17 protein-coding genes are annotated in these 18,697 nt (G+C 55.7%); 15 read left to right on the top strand and 2 right to left on the bottom strand.

The window, feature by feature from the left end; translation table 11 throughout:
- Window positions 1-93: 93 nt before the first annotated feature.
- The 8 genes from lptF to HMPREF9696_RS05965 all read left to right on the top strand — a co-directional run bounded on the left by lptF (window position 94) and on the right by HMPREF9696_RS05965 (window position 9,217).
- Window positions 94-1,248 carry an LPS export ABC transporter permease LptF gene (gene lptF, locus HMPREF9696_RS06000; protein ID WP_002712072.1) on the top strand — a complete coding sequence of 385 codons (1,155 nt, stop codon included), beginning with the start codon at window positions 94-96 and terminating at the stop codon, window positions 1,246-1,248.
- Window positions 1,249-1,338: 90 nt separating this feature from the next.
- Window positions 1,339-2,430: a GDP-mannose 4,6-dehydratase gene (gene gmd, locus HMPREF9696_RS05995; protein ID WP_002712071.1), complete on the top strand. Its 1,092-nt coding sequence runs from the start codon at window positions 1,339-1,341 to the stop codon at window positions 2,428-2,430.
- 105 nt (window positions 2,431-2,535) lie between these two features.
- On the top strand, window positions 2,536-3,570 hold the full coding sequence (locus HMPREF9696_RS05990) for a GDP-mannose 4,6-dehydratase (RefSeq protein ID WP_002712070.1): 1,035 nt from the start codon (window positions 2,536-2,538) through the stop codon (window positions 3,568-3,570).
- A gap of 255 nt (window positions 3,571-3,825) precedes the next feature.
- Complete coding sequence (locus tag HMPREF9696_RS05985; protein ID WP_245259209.1) at window positions 3,826-4,710, top strand: glycosyltransferase; 885 nt, start codon at window positions 3,826-3,828, stop codon at window positions 4,708-4,710.
- A 26-nt stretch (window positions 4,711-4,736) separates the two neighbouring features.
- On the top strand, window positions 4,737-5,558 hold the full coding sequence (locus tag HMPREF9696_RS05980; RefSeq protein WP_081602436.1) for an ABC transporter permease: 822 nt from the start codon (window positions 4,737-4,739) through the stop codon (window positions 5,556-5,558).
- A gap of 5 nt (window positions 5,559-5,563) precedes the next feature.
- A complete protein-coding gene (locus HMPREF9696_RS05975; RefSeq protein ID WP_002712067.1) occupies window positions 5,564-6,337 on the top strand; it encodes an ABC transporter ATP-binding protein in 774 nt (257 codons plus the stop codon).
- Window positions 6,338-6,495: 158 nt separating this feature from the next.
- Window positions 6,496-7,902, top strand: a complete 1,407-nt coding sequence (locus tag HMPREF9696_RS05970; protein WP_002712066.1) for a glycosyltransferase family 4 protein — start codon at window positions 6,496-6,498, stop codon at window positions 7,900-7,902.
- A 139-nt stretch (window positions 7,903-8,041) separates the two neighbouring features.
- The gene (locus tag HMPREF9696_RS05965; protein WP_002712065.1) at window positions 8,042-9,217 is read left to right on the top strand and encodes a glycosyltransferase family 4 protein; all 1,176 of its coding nucleotides are present in this window, start codon (window positions 8,042-8,044) and stop codon (window positions 9,215-9,217) included.
- Here HMPREF9696_RS05965 and HMPREF9696_RS05960 read toward each other — a convergent pair.
- Entirely contained in the window at window positions 9,214-10,338 is a 1,125-nt protein-coding gene (locus HMPREF9696_RS05960) for a DegT/DnrJ/EryC1/StrS family aminotransferase (RefSeq protein ID WP_002712064.1), read from the bottom strand. The two genes, HMPREF9696_RS05965 and HMPREF9696_RS05960, sit on opposite strands and share 4 nt — an antisense overlap.
- A 78-nt stretch (window positions 10,339-10,416) precedes the next feature.
- On the opposite strand from HMPREF9696_RS05960, the gene HMPREF9696_RS05955 reads away from it, so the two are divergent.
- The 5 genes from HMPREF9696_RS05955 to HMPREF9696_RS05935 are packed head-to-tail and all read left to right on the top strand — an operon-like array spanning window position 10,417 to window position 16,484.
- The gene (locus HMPREF9696_RS05955) at window positions 10,417-11,196 is read left to right on the top strand and encodes an ABC transporter permease (protein WP_002712063.1); all 780 of its coding nucleotides are present in this window, start codon (window positions 10,417-10,419) and stop codon (window positions 11,194-11,196) included.
- Entirely contained in the window at window positions 11,193-11,948 is a 756-nt protein-coding gene (locus HMPREF9696_RS05950; RefSeq protein ID WP_002712062.1) for an ABC transporter ATP-binding protein, read from the top strand. Before HMPREF9696_RS05955 ends, HMPREF9696_RS05950 begins: the two co-directional genes overlap by 4 nt.
- A complete protein-coding gene (locus HMPREF9696_RS05945; protein ID WP_002712061.1) occupies window positions 11,945-14,236 on the top strand; it encodes a glycosyltransferase in 2,292 nt (763 codons plus the stop codon). Before HMPREF9696_RS05950 ends, HMPREF9696_RS05945 begins: the two co-directional genes overlap by 4 nt.
- A complete protein-coding gene (locus HMPREF9696_RS05940; RefSeq protein WP_051053217.1) occupies window positions 14,233-15,864 on the top strand; it encodes a glycosyltransferase in 1,632 nt (543 codons plus the stop codon). Before HMPREF9696_RS05945 ends, HMPREF9696_RS05940 begins: the two co-directional genes overlap by 4 nt.
- The gene (locus HMPREF9696_RS05935; protein ID WP_002712059.1) at window positions 15,861-16,484 is read left to right on the top strand and encodes a NeuD/PglB/VioB family sugar acetyltransferase; all 624 of its coding nucleotides are present in this window, start codon (window positions 15,861-15,863) and stop codon (window positions 16,482-16,484) included. The genes HMPREF9696_RS05940 and HMPREF9696_RS05935 overlap by 4 nt, the downstream gene beginning before the upstream one ends.
- 444 nt (window positions 16,485-16,928) lie before the next feature.
- Here HMPREF9696_RS05935 and HMPREF9696_RS22015 read toward each other — a convergent pair whose 3' ends face one another.
- A complete protein-coding gene (locus HMPREF9696_RS22015) occupies window positions 16,929-17,177 on the bottom strand; it encodes a helix-turn-helix domain-containing protein (RefSeq protein WP_040301852.1) in 249 nt (82 codons plus the stop codon).
- A gap of 170 nt (window positions 17,178-17,347) precedes the next feature.
- Here HMPREF9696_RS22015 and HMPREF9696_RS05925 point away from each other — a divergent pair, with 170 nt between their 5' ends.
- A complete protein-coding gene (locus HMPREF9696_RS05925; RefSeq protein WP_430642316.1) occupies window positions 17,348-18,100 on the top strand; it encodes a YqaJ viral recombinase family protein in 753 nt (250 codons plus the stop codon).
- Window positions 18,087-18,683, top strand: coding sequence for an ERF family protein (locus HMPREF9696_RS22195; protein ID WP_002712057.1), 597 nt, complete (start codon window positions 18,087-18,089; stop codon window positions 18,681-18,683). Before HMPREF9696_RS05925 ends, HMPREF9696_RS22195 begins: the two co-directional genes overlap by 14 nt.
- Window positions 18,684-18,697 lie beyond the last annotated feature (14 nt).

The raw sequence follows: 18,697 nt of genomic DNA, 5'->3' as shown, positions 1-18,697 counted from the left end.
GTGTGTCAGCCGTAAAATATGCGATATAGCTCAAGACGATAACCCATATTTCAGGCCGTTTCGGACCTGACGCGGACTTTACCCGGAAGCTGGATGAGCGCAATCGACGGCTATATCGTGCGAGCGACATTGCTGGCGTTCTTGTTGATTGTCGTCTCGTTGACGGGGGTCATCTGGATCACGCAGGCACTGCGCGGCATCGACCTGATGACAGGGCAGGGCCAGTCCATTCTGGTCTTTCTCGGCGTCACTGGCCTTGCGATTCCGCTGCTAGCCATGATCATCGCGCCGATCGCGCTCTTGATTGCGGTCATGCACACCCTGAACAGGCTGGCGAACGATTCCGAGATCATCGTGATCAACGCGGCCGGTCTGTCACCGGTGCGGTTTGTCCGTCCCTTTCTCTACGCGACATGCGTGGTGAGCCTTTTCGTTGCGTTGCTCTCGCTGTATGTGGCGCCCGAATGCATGCGCGCCTTGCGGCGATGGCAGACCGAGATCGGCGCCGACGTGCTGACGAACATTCTGCGGCCAGGGGAATTCCAGAAGCTCGGACCTCTGACCATCCGCATTCAGGGCCGGCAGCCGGGCGGACTGCTTGTCGGGATTTTCATCGACGACCAGCGCAATCCGGCGGAGCGGATCACCATTCTCGCGGATCGCGGCACGGTTCAGAAGAACGAGCGTGGATCTTTTCTCGTTCTTCAGGATGGCAATCTCCAGCGTTTTGAAGCCGGCAAACGCGATCCGGCCCTTGTGGCGTTCGCCAGCTATGCGTTCGATCTGTCCCAGTTTTCAAATGTCGTTCAGACGGTGACCTATGGTCCTCGCGAGAGGCCGATTGGCGAACTGATCTCGCCTCCGCCCGACGATCCGGTCTACAAGCGTGTCCCGGGAGAATTCCGCTCTGAACTTCATGACCGGATTTTTGCCCCGATCTATCCGTTTGTGTTTGTCCTGATGGCGTTCGCGATTCTTGGCGCGCCGCGAACGACACGGCAGAACCGGAATTTTGCCATCGGGCTTCTGGTTCTGGGAATCCTCATTCTTCGTATCGCGGGCTTCGGACTGTCGACCGTCTCGACCTCGCAACCCGTTGCGATACTCGTTCAGTATGTCTTGCTGGCTGCGGTCAGCGCCGCCAGCGTCTGGGCGATCGTGCGGGGTATTATCATCGACGCTCCGGCAAACCTGCTGGGGCGCGTCAACAACCTGTTTGCCCGTGTTGCATCGCTCCGGCCACAGTAGCGTGGCGGGGCGTCTCGATCAGTCTGTCAAGCTGCCTGCAACTTTACCTCGCCGGGGCGAAGTTGCAGCGAATACGAAAGCCGATATGCGATGAAGAAAAAGACTGCGTTGATTACCGGGATCACCGGACAGGACGGCGCCTACCTTGCGGAATTGCTGCTGTCCAAGGGATATTCCGTTCACGGGATCAAGCGGCGCACGTCGCTGTTCAACACCGATCGGATTGATCATCTTTATCACGATCCGCACGACAAGGGATACGATCTGACCCTTCATCATGGCGATCTGACGGATTCATCGAGTCTCATCCGCATCGTGCAGGAAGTTCAGCCGGACGAGATTTACAATCTGGCTGCGCAGAGTCATGTGGCCGTCTCGTTCGAGGAGCCGGAATATACAGCGAATTCCGATGCGCTGGGGCCGCTGCGAATGCTTGAAGCGATCCGCATTCTCGGGCTTGAGAAGAAAACCCGGTTCTATCAGGCGTCAACGTCGGAGTTGTACGGCCTGGTTCAGGAAATCCCGCAGAAGGAGACGACGCCGTTTTATCCCCGGTCGCCTTACGCGGTCGCCAAGCTCTATGCCTACTGGATCACGGTAAACTATCGCGAGGCTTATGGCCTGTTTGCCTGCAACGGAATTCTCTTCAATCACGAATCGCCCATTCGCGGCGAGACTTTCGTCACGCGCAAGATCACGCGCGCATTGGCCCGCATCAAGCTGGGTCTGCAGGAGAAGGTTTATCTCGGCAACCTGAATGCGCTGCGCGATTGGGGCCATGCGCGGGATTATGTCGAGATGCAGTGGCGCATGCTGCAACAGGATGTCGCGGAAGATTATGTGATCGCGACCGGAGAACAGCACTCGGTTCGCGAGTTTCTCGACGTTGCCGCGAACGAAGTCGGAATCGCCGTTCGCTGGGAAGGTGAGGGTGTCAATGAAAAGGGATACGATGCCGCCACGGGGCAGTGTATCGTCGAGGTTGATCCGCGTTATTTCCGGCCGGCCGAGGTCGAGACGCTTCTGGGCGATCCGGCAAAGGCGTACAAAAAGCTGGGGTGGAAACCCACGACGTCATTTGCTGATCTGGTTGCGGAAATGATGCGGGAAGACATGAAAACCGCGCAGCGCGATGAGCTTGTGAAGCAGCACGGATTTAAGCACTTCAATTACAACGAATAATTTTGAGAGCGAGAGCTTGCGGATTTTGTTGTCCGCGGTGTTTTGAAAAGTTTCTGTTTGATCCTGCTTCCTGCAGCTATAAGTTGTCCGGAATCGAGGGTGCCATTGACAGTAAAAGTTCTTATTACCGGGGCTTCCGGGCAGGATGGCTACTATCTGATCAACCTGCTTCGGCAGCAGGGTTGCGTCGTTCATGCACAGTCGCGCCGCGCGGATCATTCGGATTCACGTCGGGATGGTGTGCGCTGGCATGTCGGAGATCCTGCGGATCGTGATTTTCTCGAAGCGTTGATCCGCGATGTCATGCCTGATGAGATCTATAATCTTGCCGCCATTTCTCGTCCCAGCCTGAGCTGGAATGAACCGCGCCTAACCGCGGAGGTGAATGGCTATGTGCCGCAGGAGCTTTGCGAGCTCTTGCTGAAGTACAAGCCGGATTGCCGTCTGTTTCAGGCCTCGTCGTCGGAAATGTTCGGAAGCGATGGGACATCAGCCCAGAACGAGCAGACACGCTGCGCTCCGAAGACGCCGTATGGCGCGGCGAAACTGTACGCCCACCAGATTGTTGGCGCATACCGTCAGCAGTATGGGTTGCACGCCTCAACCGGCATTCTGTTCAATCACGAAAGCCCCAGGCGCCCGTTAGCTTTCGTGTCGCAGAAGATCGCCTATGCCGCCGCTGCGGTGTCGCTCGGTCTGACCACGGCCTCCGAACTCGATGAGCGTGGGAAGCCTATCTTGTCAGATGGAAAGATTGCGCTGGGCGACCTTGGCGTACGGCGGGATTTTGGTTTTGCCGGCGATTATGTGGAAGCGATGAGGCTGATCGTTCAGCATCCTGTCCCGGATGACTATATCATAGGCACCGGGCAGGATCATTCGATTGAGGATTTTTGCAATCAGGCGTTCAATTTTGTTGGCCGCAGGTGGGCCGATCACGTCGTTCTCGATTCGGCTCTGGTTCGCAAGGTGGATAGCCGTTATACGCGGGCCAACGCGTCCAAGATTCGTTCCGTATTGAACTGGAAACCGAACGTCGATTTTCCAACGCTGGTGTCCATGATGGTCACCGCCCAGGCGGAAGCTATCAGGAACAGCGCGTCTGAAGGTCTATCGAATGAAAATTCCCCGATGCGTTGAGTGTTGATGCGGATTCTCCATGCCTACAAGGTCTACTTGCCGAACGTCTATGGCGGGATTCCGTCCGTCATAGCCACGCTGGCGATGCTTCCGCGAACGGAGTTTGAAAGCGGCGTTCTTGTGGCGCGAGAACGAGGGATGGGCTGCATCTATGAATTCGATGGCGTGAGTGTCGAAGCGGTTTCGTCGCTTGCAACGGTGATGTCCACGCCACTGGCGCCGACCTATCCGCTCAGGTTATTTCAGAAGGCGCGCGTGTCGGACATCGTGGTTCACCACGCTCCGTTTCCGCTGACGGATATCGGAATCGCCCTGCTGCCGAAAAAGCCGATCGTGATCGTGCACTGGCATGCGGAAGTGGTCGGCCGTCTGTGGCTGATGCGGGCCTTGGCGCCATTCATTCGCAATTCTCTTCGGCGCGCAGACAGGATCATCGTCTCGGATCCGGTCATGATCGGCAACTCGCCATTTCTGAAAGACTTTGCCGCCAAGTGCGTCGCCATTCCGTATGGATGTGACGATTCCTATTGGGGACGGCTCGATCAGGGTGAACAGCAGGCGGTCGACCGCCTGAAGGAGCAATACCCCAGACTTGTTGTCTCTGTCGGACGCCTTGTCAGCTACAAGGGTTACGAGATTTTTCTTCGCGCGATGCAGGACGTCGATGCCGACGCCGTGATCATTGGCGAAGGACGACTCCGGGAAGAACTCACCGGCCTCGCCAGGGAACTAGGTGTGCTGGATCGGGTCAGGTTTCTTGGCGTCCTGGAGCCTCATGAGGTCAAGCAGTATATTCACGCTGCCCGGGCGCTGGCCTTTCCCTCCGTTTCGGAGGCAGAGGCTTTCGGCCTCGTCCAGTTGGAAGCCATGTCCGCGGGCAAGCCGGTGGTCAATACGGCGCTTCCGACCGCGGTTCCCAATATCGCCCGGGACGGCAGGGAAGGCCTGACCGTCCCGCCCGGCGACGCGGCGGCGTTCGCCGGGGCGTTGAACCGCCTTCTGGACCAGCCTGATTTTGCCGCCCGGCTGGGTGAAGCGGGCAGGGAGCGCGTTCGCGCCGAATTCAGCCAGTCTCTGTTTCTATCCCGTATGCAGGACGTCTATAAGCAGGCCTTGCGGGATCGCATCCCGGTCGAGTGAGCCCGTGGGCGGAGTTGGATGAACGGATGTCGATGCTGATTGCCGGGCAGGGACGGATGCACCGTCAGGCGCAGATGGCGCTGCAGGACGTCCTTGCCGGACTGTCCCTTTGGACCCTTTGGGGCAAGCTGGGCTGGAACGACATCTTACAGCGTTACCGCCGCTCGTTTCTCGGGCCGCTCTGGATGACCGCCAGCATGGCGATCATGGTGGTCGCGCTCGGTATCGTTTACTCAACGCTCTTCAAGGCAGAGCTTAGCCACTTCATGCCGTTTCTCTGCGCCGGATTGCTGATCTGGGGCTACATCAGCACGATGATCACCGAAGCCGGCACGCTCTTCACCGGCGCCGAATCCTATATCAAACAGATACGTCTTCCTTATTCGCTGTATGTGTTTCGCTTTGTGTGGAGCAAGGTCATCATCCTTGCGCACAATTTCGTGGTTTACATCGCGGTTCTTCTTTACTTCCACGCTTGGCCCGGCAGCGTGGCGCTCTACGCCATCCCCGGCTTCCTGCTGGTGACGTTGAATGGGGCGCTGGCGGGCATGTCCCTGGGCATGATATCGGCACGCTTTCGCGATATCCCCCAGATTATGACGAGCCTCGTCCAGATTATCTTCTTTATCACACCAATCATGTGGAAGCCCGAATTGCTCGGCGCGCATCAGGAGCTGATGACCTTCAATCCGTTCTTCTATCTCGTCGAAGTCATGCGCGGTCCTTTGCTCGGTCAAATCCCCGCGGTGCAGACCTATCTGATCATGCTTTTGATCACGGTGCTCAACATGGCGTTTGCGGCGTTCTTTTTCGTCCGCTTTCGCTCACGCATTTCATACTGGGTGTGAGCGCCATGCTGTTACGACGCAATGTTGAAGATCAGCAGGCGATCCTTCGCCTCGACGGCGTGAACGTCTCCTTCCCGATCTATCATGGCGGATCGCGCTCCCTGAAAAAGGCGATCCTGTCGCGCGGTTCGGCCGGGCGCATCGCGCGCGATGCCAACGACCGCATCACGGTCGATGCATTGCGCGATATCTCGCTATCGCTTGAACGAGGCGACAGGCTGGCGCTGATCGGATCGAACGGCGCGGGGAAGACAACCCTGCTGCGGACCATGGCGGGAATCTATGAGCCTGTCTCGGGCACCGTTGAGGTCAATGGGCGGATTTCTCCGATGTTCGATATTTCGCTCGGTATCGACAGCGACCTGAGCGGCTACGACAACATCCGGTTGCGCGGGTTGCTGCTTGGCCTGTCGTCCCGGGAAATCGAACAGCGCCTGCCGCTGATTGTCGATTTCACCGAGCTGGGCGACTATCTCGATATGCCGGTGCGCACCTATTCGTCGGGAATGATGTTGCGCCTGACATTCGCGGTTGCGACGTGCTACGAGCCTGAGGTCCTCTTGATGGACGAGTGGATCATGGCCGGCGATGCGCATTTCATGGCCAAAGCGCGCGAGCGCGTCGAGACGTTTATTCAAAAGGCGAGTATTCTGGTGCTCGCATCCCACAATCTAGAAGTCTGCCGCCGCTGGTGCAACAAGGCGCTCTGGCTGGATCGCGGAAACATCAGGGCGCTCGGACCGGTCGAGGATATCGTTGCTGCGTACCAGGCGATATGACGCCGAATAGCTGCAGGTGGTGCCTGACACTCCCGCGCGTCCGGTGATGATGAGCGGGGTGGAAGGGGCGTTTGGGCAACCGCACGGTATGGTTGGTGGTATTGACGTCTGGCATGAAGAAATATCGCGGCAAGGAATAGCATTTATCGAGTTGTTCAATGACTCTTTGGTTTGATGTAACGGATCTCAGGCATTGGAGCCTCGGTCATTTGACCGGTATTCAGCGGACGTCGGTCAGCGTTCTGGCTGAGTTGTTGGCGATACGAAGCGATATCGAACTCTTTGCATTCGATTCAGCAAACAAGGTTTTGCGGAAGGTCGATATTCACTCGCTTGCGCCGGTGATCCGCGACAGTCTTGTTTCGACAACGGGAGTGAATGGCCATGGTCAGAAAAACGAGCCCGTTTCCTCTTATCGCCGGATGACGCCAGTCGTCCGAAGCGGCAGACAACTCGAATCCAACATTCGGGAAAAACTGAAAGAATTGCTGGGCGACGAAGTAACAGAAGCCTTGAGGGAGACGAGGCGTGCTTTTGGAGGTTTTCTGCGCGCTGTACGAAAGCAGATGTCCATGCGGATTGCGCGCACCAATCGTCCATTCAGAATCGCGGGCCCCGTTCTGTTCAAGAAGGGCGATGTTTGCATCTCCCTGTCGGCGACCTGGGGATTTCAGGATTACAGCGAAGGTCTTGCCGCATACAAACAGGCAAGTGGAGCGGCGTATTTCAATCTGATCTATGATCTTATTCCAGCGCTCTTTCCCGCATGGATGCCGCCTCATCATTCAGAGGTCTTTACGCGATGGGTCACGCAGCAGATCGCCAATTCCGATTTGATCCTTACGATTTCTCAGTTTCAGAAAAACGAGATCGCGCGCTTCATCGAAACAGAACGCCTCGCGTACCGACCCGTCGAAGTCATTCGGCTGGGCGATAACCCGAATATGAACTCCGGATTGCCGGTCGATTTACTTCCCCGGCCGCGTTATGTGCCCGAAAGAAAGTTCGTGATCTGCGTTTCGACGATTGATCCACGGAAGAACCAGGGCCTGTTGTATCGTGTCTGGCAGCGTCTGGTCGAAGAGCTCGGTCCTGATTGCCCGCAATTGCTCCTGATCGGAACTCCGCATCCGCATGTCTCCGATTTTCTGCATCAGATCCGGTACGACCGCTCGGTGAGCAAGGTTATCGTCCACTTGGCTGACGTCTCGGATGAAGAGCTGGCCTGGTACTACAAGAATTGCGCGTTCACTATTTACCCGTCCATCTACGAGGGATGGGGGCTTCCGATTTCGGAAAGCCTGTCGCTCGGACGATACTGCATCGCCGGAAACCGGACGTCGCTGCCCGAGGCCGGAGGCGATCTGATCGACTACTTCGACCCGTTTGATTTCGCTGCCTGCTACAAGCTGGTTTACAGGGCCGTAACCGATCCGGTTTACGTGCAGGTTTATGAGGCGCGGATACGCGCGAATTATGTGCCTTATCGCTGGGCACAGACGGCAGCGCATATTTCAGGACTTGTTGATCGGCTCTCTGATCCGGATCAAGGCCGGGTCGATTAACGACTGTTGAAGTGGTTTGTTTTTAACCGGTCCCTGATAGTCTGTCCTCCATTGCCCTATTGCATCCCGGATACCGTGACCGCCAGAGTTGCCGCACCACATGCACATAGGTTTTGAATCCAGTATTTTGAGCCGCTCGATGACGGGCGTGGCGAACTATACGTTTAACATCGTCAATTCTGTGCTTGAGCTCGATCCGGATCTTCGTTTCACCGGCTTCCGCGATCTGGATTGGCGCGGTTTCGGTCTCGCGGACGCGCGCGAGATCAGTCGTTCTCATGACAAGCAGGGCGAGGGCGACAGGTCCGGTTCGGCGTCTCTCGCGTATCTTAAAAGCCGCATTCTGGATGTCGCTGTGCGTCTGCCGGGTTCGCGCGCTGCTGCCGCGGCCTATCGTTCGTTTCGCCGGGGCAGGTTCTCCACGTCCGTCGGGAAACAATCCCTCGATCTGTTTCATGCATTCAATTTTCGTCCCTTGGCCGATCCGGGCGTCCCGATGTTCCCCGTGATCTATGATCTTTCGACCTTCCGTCATCCGGAATTTCATCCCCGGGACCGGGTTAAATGGCTGGAGCCGCTTCGGACGTTCGTCGCAGATGCACCACTGGTGCATACGATCTCCGATTTCAGCAAGCGCGAGATTGCGGATGTGTTCGGCTATCCCTTGACGCGGATCGTTGTGGCGCCGCCGGCGGCGTCGGCACTGTTCGTTCCGGCGGGGCGCGAGAAAACACAGCCCGCGCTCGATACATTGGACCTGATATATGGAAGCTACTTCCTGGCCGTCGGGACGCATGAGCCTCGGAAAAACCTCCGGACCGTGATCCTCGCCTATGGGCGACTGAGTTCGACGGCGCGGATGCATTGTCCGCTTGTGTTGGCTGGTGGCCGGGGGTGGGGTGATCTCGATCTTCCCGGGCAGACCGAAAACTTGATCCGGGAAGGATCGCTCCGGTTCGTTCATGGGGCTACCGATCCGCAGTTGCGCGCTCTCTACGAAGGCGCGCGGCTGCTGGTTTCGCCCTCGCTCTATGAGGGGTTCGGCATGCCGGTGGTGGAAGCTCTGGCGTGCGGGACGCCGGTGGCGCATAGCGCCGGAACGTCGATGGATGAAATTTCCGGGCTGGTGACCAGGCGCGTGTCGGCGCTGGATGTGGAGGGCTGGACGAGCGCGTTCAGGGACGCGCTTGGAAGTGACGATCATTCCGATCCGACCCGTCGAGAGGCTCGGATAGCGCGCGCAGGACAATTCAAATGGGAACACAGCGCGAGAGCGGTGATCGACGCTTATCGGCGGATCGGCGGCTTTGCCTAAGCGAACGCCGTGCCCGGAGTTACTTTTCTCTGGGACTGATGATCGAGGAATTCTTTCACTTTTACTGAAATTATCGCGATCTCTTCTTCGCGGAGTTCGGGGTAGCTTGGCAGTGTTAGGCCTCTCCCGGAGAGGTTTTCGGCGACGGGAAACACTTCGCCGCGATTGTAGGGCGGCAGGCAATGAATTGGCGGGAAGAGGGGGCGCGTTTCGATACCCGCTGCCCGTAGAAAATCTCTAAGATCGTCACGAAGCTGCTCCGTTTCGAGCAAGACCGAGTACATCCACCATGAATGTTCGGTGTCCGGCTGAACGGATTGGGCTTTGAGCGGCAAGTTACGTAAGTACTGCTCGTACCAACGTGTCACCTGGCGCTTCTTTGAAAGAATGTGATCTGCCTGTTCGATCTGAGCCAAGCCTATAGCCGCACAGATATTCGTCATCCGATAATTGTATCCGATGATCTCGTGCCAATATTCTCTATGAGGAGAAACGCCTTGCGTTTTGAGACGGTAGGCCTTCTCGTACAGGTCAGAATTGTTGGTTACGACCATGCCGCCTTCGCCGGTCGTGATAGTTTTGTTCCCGAAAAAGCTGAAAGTCGATATTTCGCCGAATGTTCCGACGTGCTGCCCTTTGTATCGCGTGCCAAAGGCTTCTGCGGCATCCTCGATAAGTAAGAGGTTATGTGCGCGGCAGATCTCGACGATCGGCTCCATGTCGCACGCGCCCCCATAAAGGTGGACGACCATCACGGCTTTTGTTCTTGGAGTGATAGCCTTTCGGATTGCCTCCGGATCAATCTGCCATGTTGTGCCAAGCGAGTCTGCAAATACCGGCGTTGCACCGGCTTGAACGATCATGTTGGCCGACGCGACATATGTCAGCGTGGGAACGATGACTTCATCGCCCGGCCCGATGCCAAGGGATACCAGCGCAAGATGAAGGGCCACCGTGCCGTTGCAGACGGACGTTGCGTGGCTAACTTGGGTATATTCGGCAAACGATTTTTCGAAGCGATCGATGTAGGCGCCGCGCGACGAAATCCAGGTCGAGACGAGGCAGTCGTTGACATATTCCTGCTCTCGTCCAGTGAAGTACGGCCGATATACCGGAATCATTTTTTTCTTATTTCCTATCAACGCTTTTGGTGTAGTTAGGGGCATAAGGCCGAAAGATCAACCCTGAATTGTACGAAGATGTCCTATATACACGGAATCTACAAGGCTCGCTATTTCTGGACACATCTCGCGTTGTCCGATTTGCGCGCCAAATGGCGCCGATCGTACCTGGGTGTGGCATGGTCGCTGTTGCAGCCACTCGGCATGACACTGCTGCTGTCGTTCGTTTTCGCGAAAATATTTAAACAGAATATAGCGGAGTACGCTCCGTACATTTTGTCCGGAATGATTCTCTGGGAATTTTTTATTGGAACGCTGACAGTAGGTTCCATGTCGTTCGTTCAGGCGGAACCGTATATCAAACAATATCGTCATCCGTTGGCGATCTATACGCTGCGCAATACGCTGACCAATCTGATGGTTCTGATGATGGCGAGCATTAGCCTGATCGGTTGGGTGCTCGTTGTGATGCCGCAAAACTTCGGATGGTGCTGGATCGTTGTGCCGCTGGTATTTCCCCTTGCGGCGCTATTGGCCTGGCCGATGGCAACCGCGCTTGCCTATATCGGCGCACGCTTTCGCGATCTGACCCCGGCGCTCGCGCTGATCTTGCAGGCGATGTGGTTCGTATCGCCCATTTATTTCGAAGCCAGCCTTTTTCGGAATGGAGGCCTCGGCTTTCTGGTGGATTATAACCCCATCTATCATTTGCTGGAGATCGTTCGTGCGCCGCTTTTGCGCGGGCAATGGCCAACACTGGACAACTTCGCAGCATGTGGCCTTGCCATTGTGGTGGCTTTTGCAGTTGCATTGATGGTCGGCCGAAAGTCCGAGAACAGGGTCATCTTTTATCTATGACGGGCAATTACATTCAGCTCGACGGGATCAATTTGCACTATTCAGCCGTTGCGTTCAGGGAGCGCTCGCTGAAAACACTCCTTATGGGAGTCACAATTGGCCGTCACGCCAAGCATGAGGTGCATGACGTTCATGCGCTCAAGAACATCACACTTCAAATCCGGCCCGGGGAGAGGGTCGGGCTTATCGGTCATAACGGTGCCGGAAAATCCACATTCCTCAAGATGGTGGCGGGCCTATATCCCGTTTCGTCGGGCTCGCGGTATGTGAAAGGGATCGTGCGCTCGCTGTTTGACTTGAGCCTTGGCTTCGAGCTTGAAGCGACTGGCCGGGAAAACATTCTGTATCGCGGCTTGCTGCTTGGATTGACGCCGAAATTCATGCGTTCGGTCGAAGAGGATATTATCGCTTTCGCGGACATTGGCGAGTTTATCCACTATCCCATCAAGACTTACTCCGCAGGCATGCAGGTGCGCCTCGCGTTTGCGATTTCGACAATGGTCGGCGGCGACATTTTACTGCTCGATGAAGTGATCGGTGCGGGCGACGCAAATTTCATGCAAAAGGCAAAAGCTCGCATCGCAAAGCTGATCGAGGACTCGGAAATATTGATTCTCGCCACGCATGATTTTGGATCGCTTCGCGATATTTGCGATCGCGCGATCGTTCTGCATCATGGCGAGATAAAGTTTGACGGTGCAACGGAGCCGGCCATCAAGGAGTATGGCCGATTGACGGGAACGGGGAAATGACAGAACGGCCTCTCCGCGTGATGTGGCTTCTCAACCACACCACTGCGCGCCAGTTCGAAGTTCCGATGCTCAAGCGTATCGGAGTGCAGGAAGTGTTTCTGCCGAAGCGTATCCCGGCTGACCCTGCGTTTCGTTCGGCTTCAATTGACTGGTCGGAGGATCAACACCTTACAATACCGGCTGACGATCTCGCTGTGCTGAATGCGGTGAATTGGTACGACGATCCCGGACGTCATGCGTGGGAGATTGCGAACAGGCATTTCGATGTCGCGTTTTTTATTTTGCTGAAGACAGCTTTTTTCCAGTCGATGACCCGCCACTTCGATGGCGCAAAGATTTGGCGTGCCTACGGCATTCCCGATGAATCCTATAGCGATAGTTTTGTTTGGCGAGCTCGCAGAGAAGGGTTGCTGTGGTCGCCGCAAACCTTCGGTTCAAGCTTTTGGTTCGGTCAGGCATATGCGCATTTGGCTGACAGTGAGTCACACTATCTGCAAAAGCGCGCCATATTCCTGCCGGCCGGTTTGCCGAATGCCCGTCTCGATAACAAATGGAAAGGGACGGACAAGCGGATCTTTTTCATCTGTCCGGATCTAGGCTTCAGCCGTTACTATCAGAAGGTCTATAACGAGTTTAAGAAAGCGTTCTCGGGTTTGCCTTACGTCGTTGGCGGCGCGCAGCCGGTTGCTGTTTCCGATCCTCGCATTCTCGGTTTCCAGTCGAGCGAAATTCACCAGCGGAACATGCAGGAATTGCGCGTGATGTATTATCATGGCGCTGATGCCAATCATGTTCACTACCATCCCTTTGAGGCTATTCGCGCGGGCATGCCGCTGGTTTTCATGGCCGATGGCTTGCTCGATAAGCTCGGCGGCACTCAGTTGCCCGGCCGTTGCCGCACGCCGGCTGAGGCGCGCAGCAAAATTGAACGCATCTTGAATGATGATCGCCGTTTGATTGATGAGATTCGCGAGTCGCAGCCCCGGTTGCTTGAGCCGCTCAAAGCAGAAAATTGCGAGCCTTTATGGCGATCCGGTTTTCAGAAGATAACCGAGACATTGAGAGCGGATAGTTCCTTGGTGAAGGAAAGGCGAAGCCAAAAGAAGCGGATCGCTGTTATCGTGCCGGTAAAGTATCGGGGCGGCAGTCTGAGAGGCGCGAAGTTACTGGCGCGTGCGATCCAGGAAGGCAGCCGGGCTGCGGGAGATGACGTGGAAGTTGTTTTCGGGCATCTTGATGATCCACGCAGCTACCCGCGCGAAGAATTCGCCGATCTTCCTGAATCAATAAAACGTCGCCCGTTCCGATGGCTCACGATGTCTTATCAGGAGGCATCCCGGGCTTGTGTCTATGCAGGGATTGAACAGCCGCTCGTTAATCAACTGTATCAAGCGCCGGACGACGGCATCAATCAATTCATGGATTGCGATCTCTGGGTCATCGTCTCCGACCGGCTGGAGCTACCATTGCTTCCTATCAGGCCGCACGTTCTGATGGTCTACGGCTACATTCAGCGATACGTGCCTGTTCTGGAAGATATCGTGAGTCAGCAGTTTGTTGCTCGCGCTCATGCCGCGGATGCAATTCTAGTAACGACAGAGTTTACTCGGAGTGACGCGCTGCAATTCGCCGGGCTTCCGAGCAGAAAAGTCAGAAAAATGCCGATGCTGGCGCCGGACTTCTCGGAATCTGCCACGCGAAGCCTGCGCATTGAAGACGCCAGCTATTTTCTCTGGACGACAAATCTCGCCCCGCACAAAAATCACGAGGCAGCGCTCAAAGCGCTTCAAATTTACTACGAGGACTATAACGGAAAGCTGGAGTGTCGTGTCACAGGCGTCGAGACGGGAGACCTGTTGAAGAAAGGCCGAGCTCACCTAGAAGCCCTAAGTGAAATTCTTCGCTCAAGCGACGAACTGAGGCGGAAATTCAAGATTGTGGGCGAATTGTCCGATCGGATCTACCGCAGACAACTTGGCGAGGCGGCATTTCTTTGGCATCCCGGCCGGATCGACAATGGAACATTTTCCGTTGTCGAGGCCGCACATTTCGGTGTGCCATCGCTTTCGAGCGACTATCCTGCCATGCGCGAAATCGATCGGCAGTTCGGTCTGAACTTGTGTTGGATGGAGGCAGACGATTCCGAAAATATGGCTCGTCAGCTCAAGAAGATGGAGGTTGAAGATGCTGCGTTGCGGCAAGCACTTCCCTCAGCGGAACGGCTCGCAAGCCAATCCTTGGAAAATCTCTCTGGTGCGTACTGGGACGTCGTGAGGGATTATCTGTGAAAATCTACGGGATCTATCTCGCTTATCCTCCCCTTGTTGATCTGCGGGCTGAAGGGCTTGGCCGGCTTCTCGCTGAGTTCCTGAAAGCAGCCAATCGTCGTGGAGACGTTCGCTTTGTCATCGCATGCCCGAGTTGGTCTCGGAAAAATCTTCAGCAGCTTTTCGAAGATGCAGGTATTCCCCCCGAAGGATTCGATGTTATCGGCCCGGAGAAAAAACCAGTACTTCTTGGTTTGTACGATTTCTATCGGAGGTTTAAAGATCGAAAACGCGAAAAGCGATCGTCTCGGCTCTTCGAGAGAATAAAGAATCTTTTTGAAGCAACGAGGACAAAAGCAGAGCGCACGCTGGCCACAACGCGGAGCAGCGTGATCTTGACCGTGCTCGTGATAGCTACGCTTCCTTTTACGCTGATAGCGGCAGTCGTATATTTTGTTTGGGTGTCCCTAAGCCTATTCAAAACTCTGCTGGGTAAATTCAGATTTCGTTCAGCGCGGTTACGGAAAGTACGGTCGGCCCTTGCCAGGATGACGGAGGATTTGCCAACCGCTTCCGGGAAGTGGCGCGTTTTCCAATTCATGGAGAATGGAGAGGCGAAGCTGATCAGCGATTATGCGAACAAACGAAAGGAGATTCGTGCGTGGTATTCGCCAGCAGCGTTCTGGCCGCAATTCAACGACATCGAAGCGCCGCGATTAGTCTGCGTTCCAGATGTCGTTTTGACGAATTTTCCGATCTCGTTTTCATCCACAGGCGGTAATCGATTTCTAGAAGTATTCAGGTCAGTGGAGAAGACTGTCGAAGGGGCGGACCACTTCGTTACCTATAGCGACGATGTCAAATATGCGACCTTGGTTCATCGATATCAGGTAGATCCCGGTATTGTATCGGTCGTTCGTCATGGCGCGAATAGATTGGATGAGCTAATCTCAGTGTCGGGGCATTCTGAAAGCTCCGATATTCAAGATGCTCTGTGCGAGAACTTGTTTCGCGGCACTCTGCATAAGGCGATCGGTAATCCGGGGGCTGTCAATCTCTACAACGGAGGTATTCGCTTCATTTTCTACGCCAGCCAGTTCAGACCCAACAAGAATATCGTCTCGCTGCTTCGCGCGTATGAGTATCTGCTGAAGCGGAAGTATATCGGGCATAAGTTGGTATTAACTGGAAATCCGAGAGATATCCCGGAGGTTGCGCGATTCATAAAAGACCACAACCTGCAGAACGACGTGTTGTGTCTGCACGGCCTCTCCGCGCGGGAGCTTGCTGCATGCTATCGGCTTGCGGATCTGGCTGTGAACCCCAGCCTGAGCGAAGGCGGTTGTCCATTCACGCTGACGGAAGCTCTTTCGGTCGGAACGCCGGTCGTGATGGCCAAGATTGCCGTCACAGAGGAAGTTGTCACCGATCCCGATATGCAGGATCTCATGCTGTTCGATCCCTACGACTGCAAGGCGATGGCCGACAAAATCGAGTGGGCGCTGCAGAACAAGGATGCGCTGCTAGAGCGGCAACTTCCGCTTTACAACAAGCTTGCAGAGCGGACCTGGCAAGATGTGGTCGACGAACACGTTGCCATCCTTGATCGCATATCGAGCGAGCCGTCTCGAGAGAGTTCACGACAATGACGGCGGCACCCGCCGGCTTGCGGATTTTCGGCTTCGGAGGGCATGCGCGCAGTGTTGCCGATGTCGCGCTGGCATCGGGTATCCGTCAGCTATGTTTTGCCGACGCGAATGCGCGCGAGGGCGAAAAATTTCTGGGCTTTCCGATCGTCAGGACATTCGATGGCGGCTTGCCTGAAGGGTGGGCGTGTTTTCCCGCAGCGGGTGATAATAAAAAAAGGCAAATCCAGGTCGACGCCATCGTGGCGGGAGGCTGGCCCATTGCCACCGTGATCTCTCCTTCTGCCACGATTGGCGTCGGTTCTGTTATCGGCGCTGGCACGTTCATCGGCCATCATGCCCATGTCGGGCCGATGGCCGAGATCGGCGAGGGGTGCATTCTCAACACCGGCGCCATCGTCGAACACGATTGCATCGTTGGGAAGTTCACGCACGTTTCCGTCAGTACGGTGCTGGCAGGTGCAAGCCGATTGGGTGATTTTGTGTTTGCCGGCACCGGCAGCACCATCATCGACAAGTGCTCCGTTTGTGATGACGTCACATTGGGAGCGGGAACGGTTGTCGTGAAACCGATTACTCATAGCGGGGTGTATGTCGGCGTGCCTGCTGAGCGTGTGGGTTAGCCCTTTAATGGTATCACACGCGAATATTGCTATCGTTCGCATCAACGATGCCTGCAATTTGTTTCTATGCTGGTCGCGGACGAGAAGGCTCGCTGCAGACATTCTTGTTGAACCTGGTTGCGGGGCTGCTTACTCCGGTCCGCGCCGGGCTTCGCAACAGCCATCCCCTTAAGCGAGGACCGGAAGGTACTAAGGTCTTGCAGCTGCAGAGGTAACGAAGTGTTGCCGCCAGCTATCGTCTGATACCGTCAGGACGGTCGGCGGAGAGAAGCGGGCGATGACGCTGGCATTTCATTCTCTGGACCGTCCGGCCTTCGGACTAGTAAACCTGCTCGATCTAGCCAAGGTCGATTGCAGCCGACGCACCGGGCGCGGCTGGTTTTGATTTCGTAGTCATGCCTATGGTGCCTAAACAAGGTTGTCGCTCGTCCCGGTTGTCGTAAGTTATTTACGCAAACGCACCCCGGGCCCCGCTCCGTTTCGCGCAATAAACTGAACTCCGGCAGCTTCTAGCGCCTCCCGGACAGCACGAACAGCGTCCCGCGACACATCACGCCGAGACCTCTCAAAATCCACGATCGTCGACAGTCCGAGGCCAGCCATTTCTGCGAGGGCCGGCTGCGTGATGTCCAGTAGGGCACGCGCAGCGCGGCACTGGCCCGCCGTTATTGTGTAAGAAATTTTCGTTGACATGTTGCCGTTTGTTTGGTTCAACAGAAAATGTTGATTAAGGATATGTGCATATTTTTGCATTCTTACCCCAAACCGAACTCGGAGGCTAACCAGTGCCAGTTTCTGAAAAGAAGCAAGTCCACACTATCAATCGGCGCCATTTCATAGGCGGCTCGGATGCTCGTATCATCATGGGCAGGGACGATAAGGCTTTACAGCGCCTCTGGCGCGAAAAACGCGGCGAAGCGGCTGGACCTGATCTCTCCGGTGAGTTGATCGTTCAATTGGGACATGTGACGGAAGACCTCAATCGGCGCTGGTTTGAGCGCCAATCAGGGCATCGCATCGTAGCCGTCCAGCGCCACGCCATTCACCGGGCGTTGCCTTGGATGGCAGCTACCCTAGATGGGCTGGTGGAAGCAACTGGCGCCGTTTTCGAGGCAAAATTCATGTTGCCTTGGGCGTTTTCGGAAGAGGCCGCCGCCGAAAAGCATATGGCACAGTTACAGCACAACATGCTGGTTGCCGAAACCAACATGTCGGTGTTGTCGATCATCAATGGTGGCGGAAAATGGGTCGAACTTACGATCGAGGCCGATCCGATCTACCAAACCGTCCTGATTGCCGCGGAAAAGGCCTTTTGGCACGCGGTCAAGACCGGTGAACCGCCGGCACTGTTCGACTGTGAGCCACCCAAGCCGCGGATTGAAGCCGTCCGGGTAGTCGATATGAGCGCCTCCAATTCCTGGGCTGAATTTGCATCCCTTTATCTTGAAACACGCAGGGCTCATCTCGACCACGAGCGGGCCAAGACTGAACTCAAAGTTCTCATGCCTGAGGATGCCAAAGAGGCCATGGGGCACGGCATTCGCGCCAAACGCTCCAAATCGGGCGCGGTGACCTTCGACGTAGTAGACATGGAGGGTACTCATGCATCGCTCTAGTGAAAGCGTGGCCGCGATCGCGACCGCTCTGGCCAAGGCTCAGACGGAACTTTCCAATCCGGAAAAATCCTCGGTTGGCATGATTCACCACAATAACCGTGCCGATAATCCCCAGGCATTCCGTTATGCATCACTAGCTAGCGGACTAGAAATTGTTCGTAAAACCTTAGGCGGCCAACAAATTGCGGTTGCCCAAACCACCGATATCGATCGGGTGAATGGTTTGGTCAATCTGACAACGACCCTGATCCACACTTCCGGAGAATGGATTTCGTCAGACTGGCCTGTCTGCCAACTGTCGGACACCTCCGCACCACGACGAATGGGAGCCGCACTGACTTACGCGCGGCGCTATGCCTTGTTCACGCTTGTTGGCATCGCGGGAGAAGATGATCTAGACGCGCCTGATATGCAGAATCCGGAAGGAAATCGCAAAATAGAATCCGATTCCGATTTTCAGAATAGAAATTCTCAAAACGCTGACGCCTCTCTGGCTCGCCAAGGCGCCAGCTGCTGTCGCTCAGGACAAACTGGATATCGACACTTCATGCTCAACCCGGCTTCAAATTCAACTTTACATTGATGCATTGACAACGA

The sequence above is a fragment of the Afipia clevelandensis ATCC 49720 genome (assembly GCF_000336555.1).
GTDB classification, from domain to species: Bacteria; Pseudomonadota; Alphaproteobacteria; order Rhizobiales; family Xanthobacteraceae; genus Afipia; species Afipia clevelandensis.
Note: the sequence above shows the minus strand (reverse complement) of the source record. Positions and strands in the feature narration are given on the sequence as shown.

Coding starts and splice junctions, on each gene's coding strand:
- lptF (WP_002712072.1), top strand. CDS start 94: ATGAGCGCAATCGACGGCTATATCGTGCGAGCGACATTGCTGGCGTTC.
- gmd (WP_002712071.1), top strand. CDS start 1,339: ATGAAGAAAAAGACTGCGTTGATTACCGGGATCACCGGACAGGACGGC.
- HMPREF9696_RS05980 (WP_081602436.1), top strand. CDS start 4,737: ATGTCGATGCTGATTGCCGGGCAGGGACGGATGCACCGTCAGGCGCAG.
- HMPREF9696_RS05975 (WP_002712067.1), top strand. CDS start 5,564: ATGCTGTTACGACGCAATGTTGAAGATCAGCAGGCGATCCTTCGCCTC.
- HMPREF9696_RS05970 (WP_002712066.1), top strand. CDS start 6,496: ATGACTCTTTGGTTTGATGTAACGGATCTCAGGCATTGGAGCCTCGGT.
- HMPREF9696_RS05965 (WP_002712065.1), top strand. CDS start 8,042: ATGACGGGCGTGGCGAACTATACGTTTAACATCGTCAATTCTGTGCTT.
- HMPREF9696_RS05960 (WP_002712064.1), bottom strand. CDS start 10,338: ATGATTCCGGTATATCGGCCGTACTTCACTGGACGAGAGCAGGAATAT.
- HMPREF9696_RS05955 (WP_002712063.1), top strand. CDS start 10,417: ATGTCCTATATACACGGAATCTACAAGGCTCGCTATTTCTGGACACAT.
- HMPREF9696_RS05950 (WP_002712062.1), top strand. CDS start 11,193: ATGACGGGCAATTACATTCAGCTCGACGGGATCAATTTGCACTATTCA.
- HMPREF9696_RS05945 (WP_002712061.1), top strand. CDS start 11,945: ATGACAGAACGGCCTCTCCGCGTGATGTGGCTTCTCAACCACACCACT.
- HMPREF9696_RS05935 (WP_002712059.1), top strand. CDS start 15,861: ATGACGGCGGCACCCGCCGGCTTGCGGATTTTCGGCTTCGGAGGGCAT.
- HMPREF9696_RS22015 (WP_040301852.1), bottom strand. CDS start 17,177: ATGTCAACGAAAATTTCTTACACAATAACGGCGGGCCAGTGCCGCGCT.
- HMPREF9696_RS05925 (WP_430642316.1), top strand. CDS start 17,348: ATGGGCAGGGACGATAAGGCTTTACAGCGCCTCTGGCGCGAAAAACGC.
- HMPREF9696_RS22195 (WP_002712057.1), top strand. CDS start 18,087: ATGCATCGCTCTAGTGAAAGCGTGGCCGCGATCGCGACCGCTCTGGCC.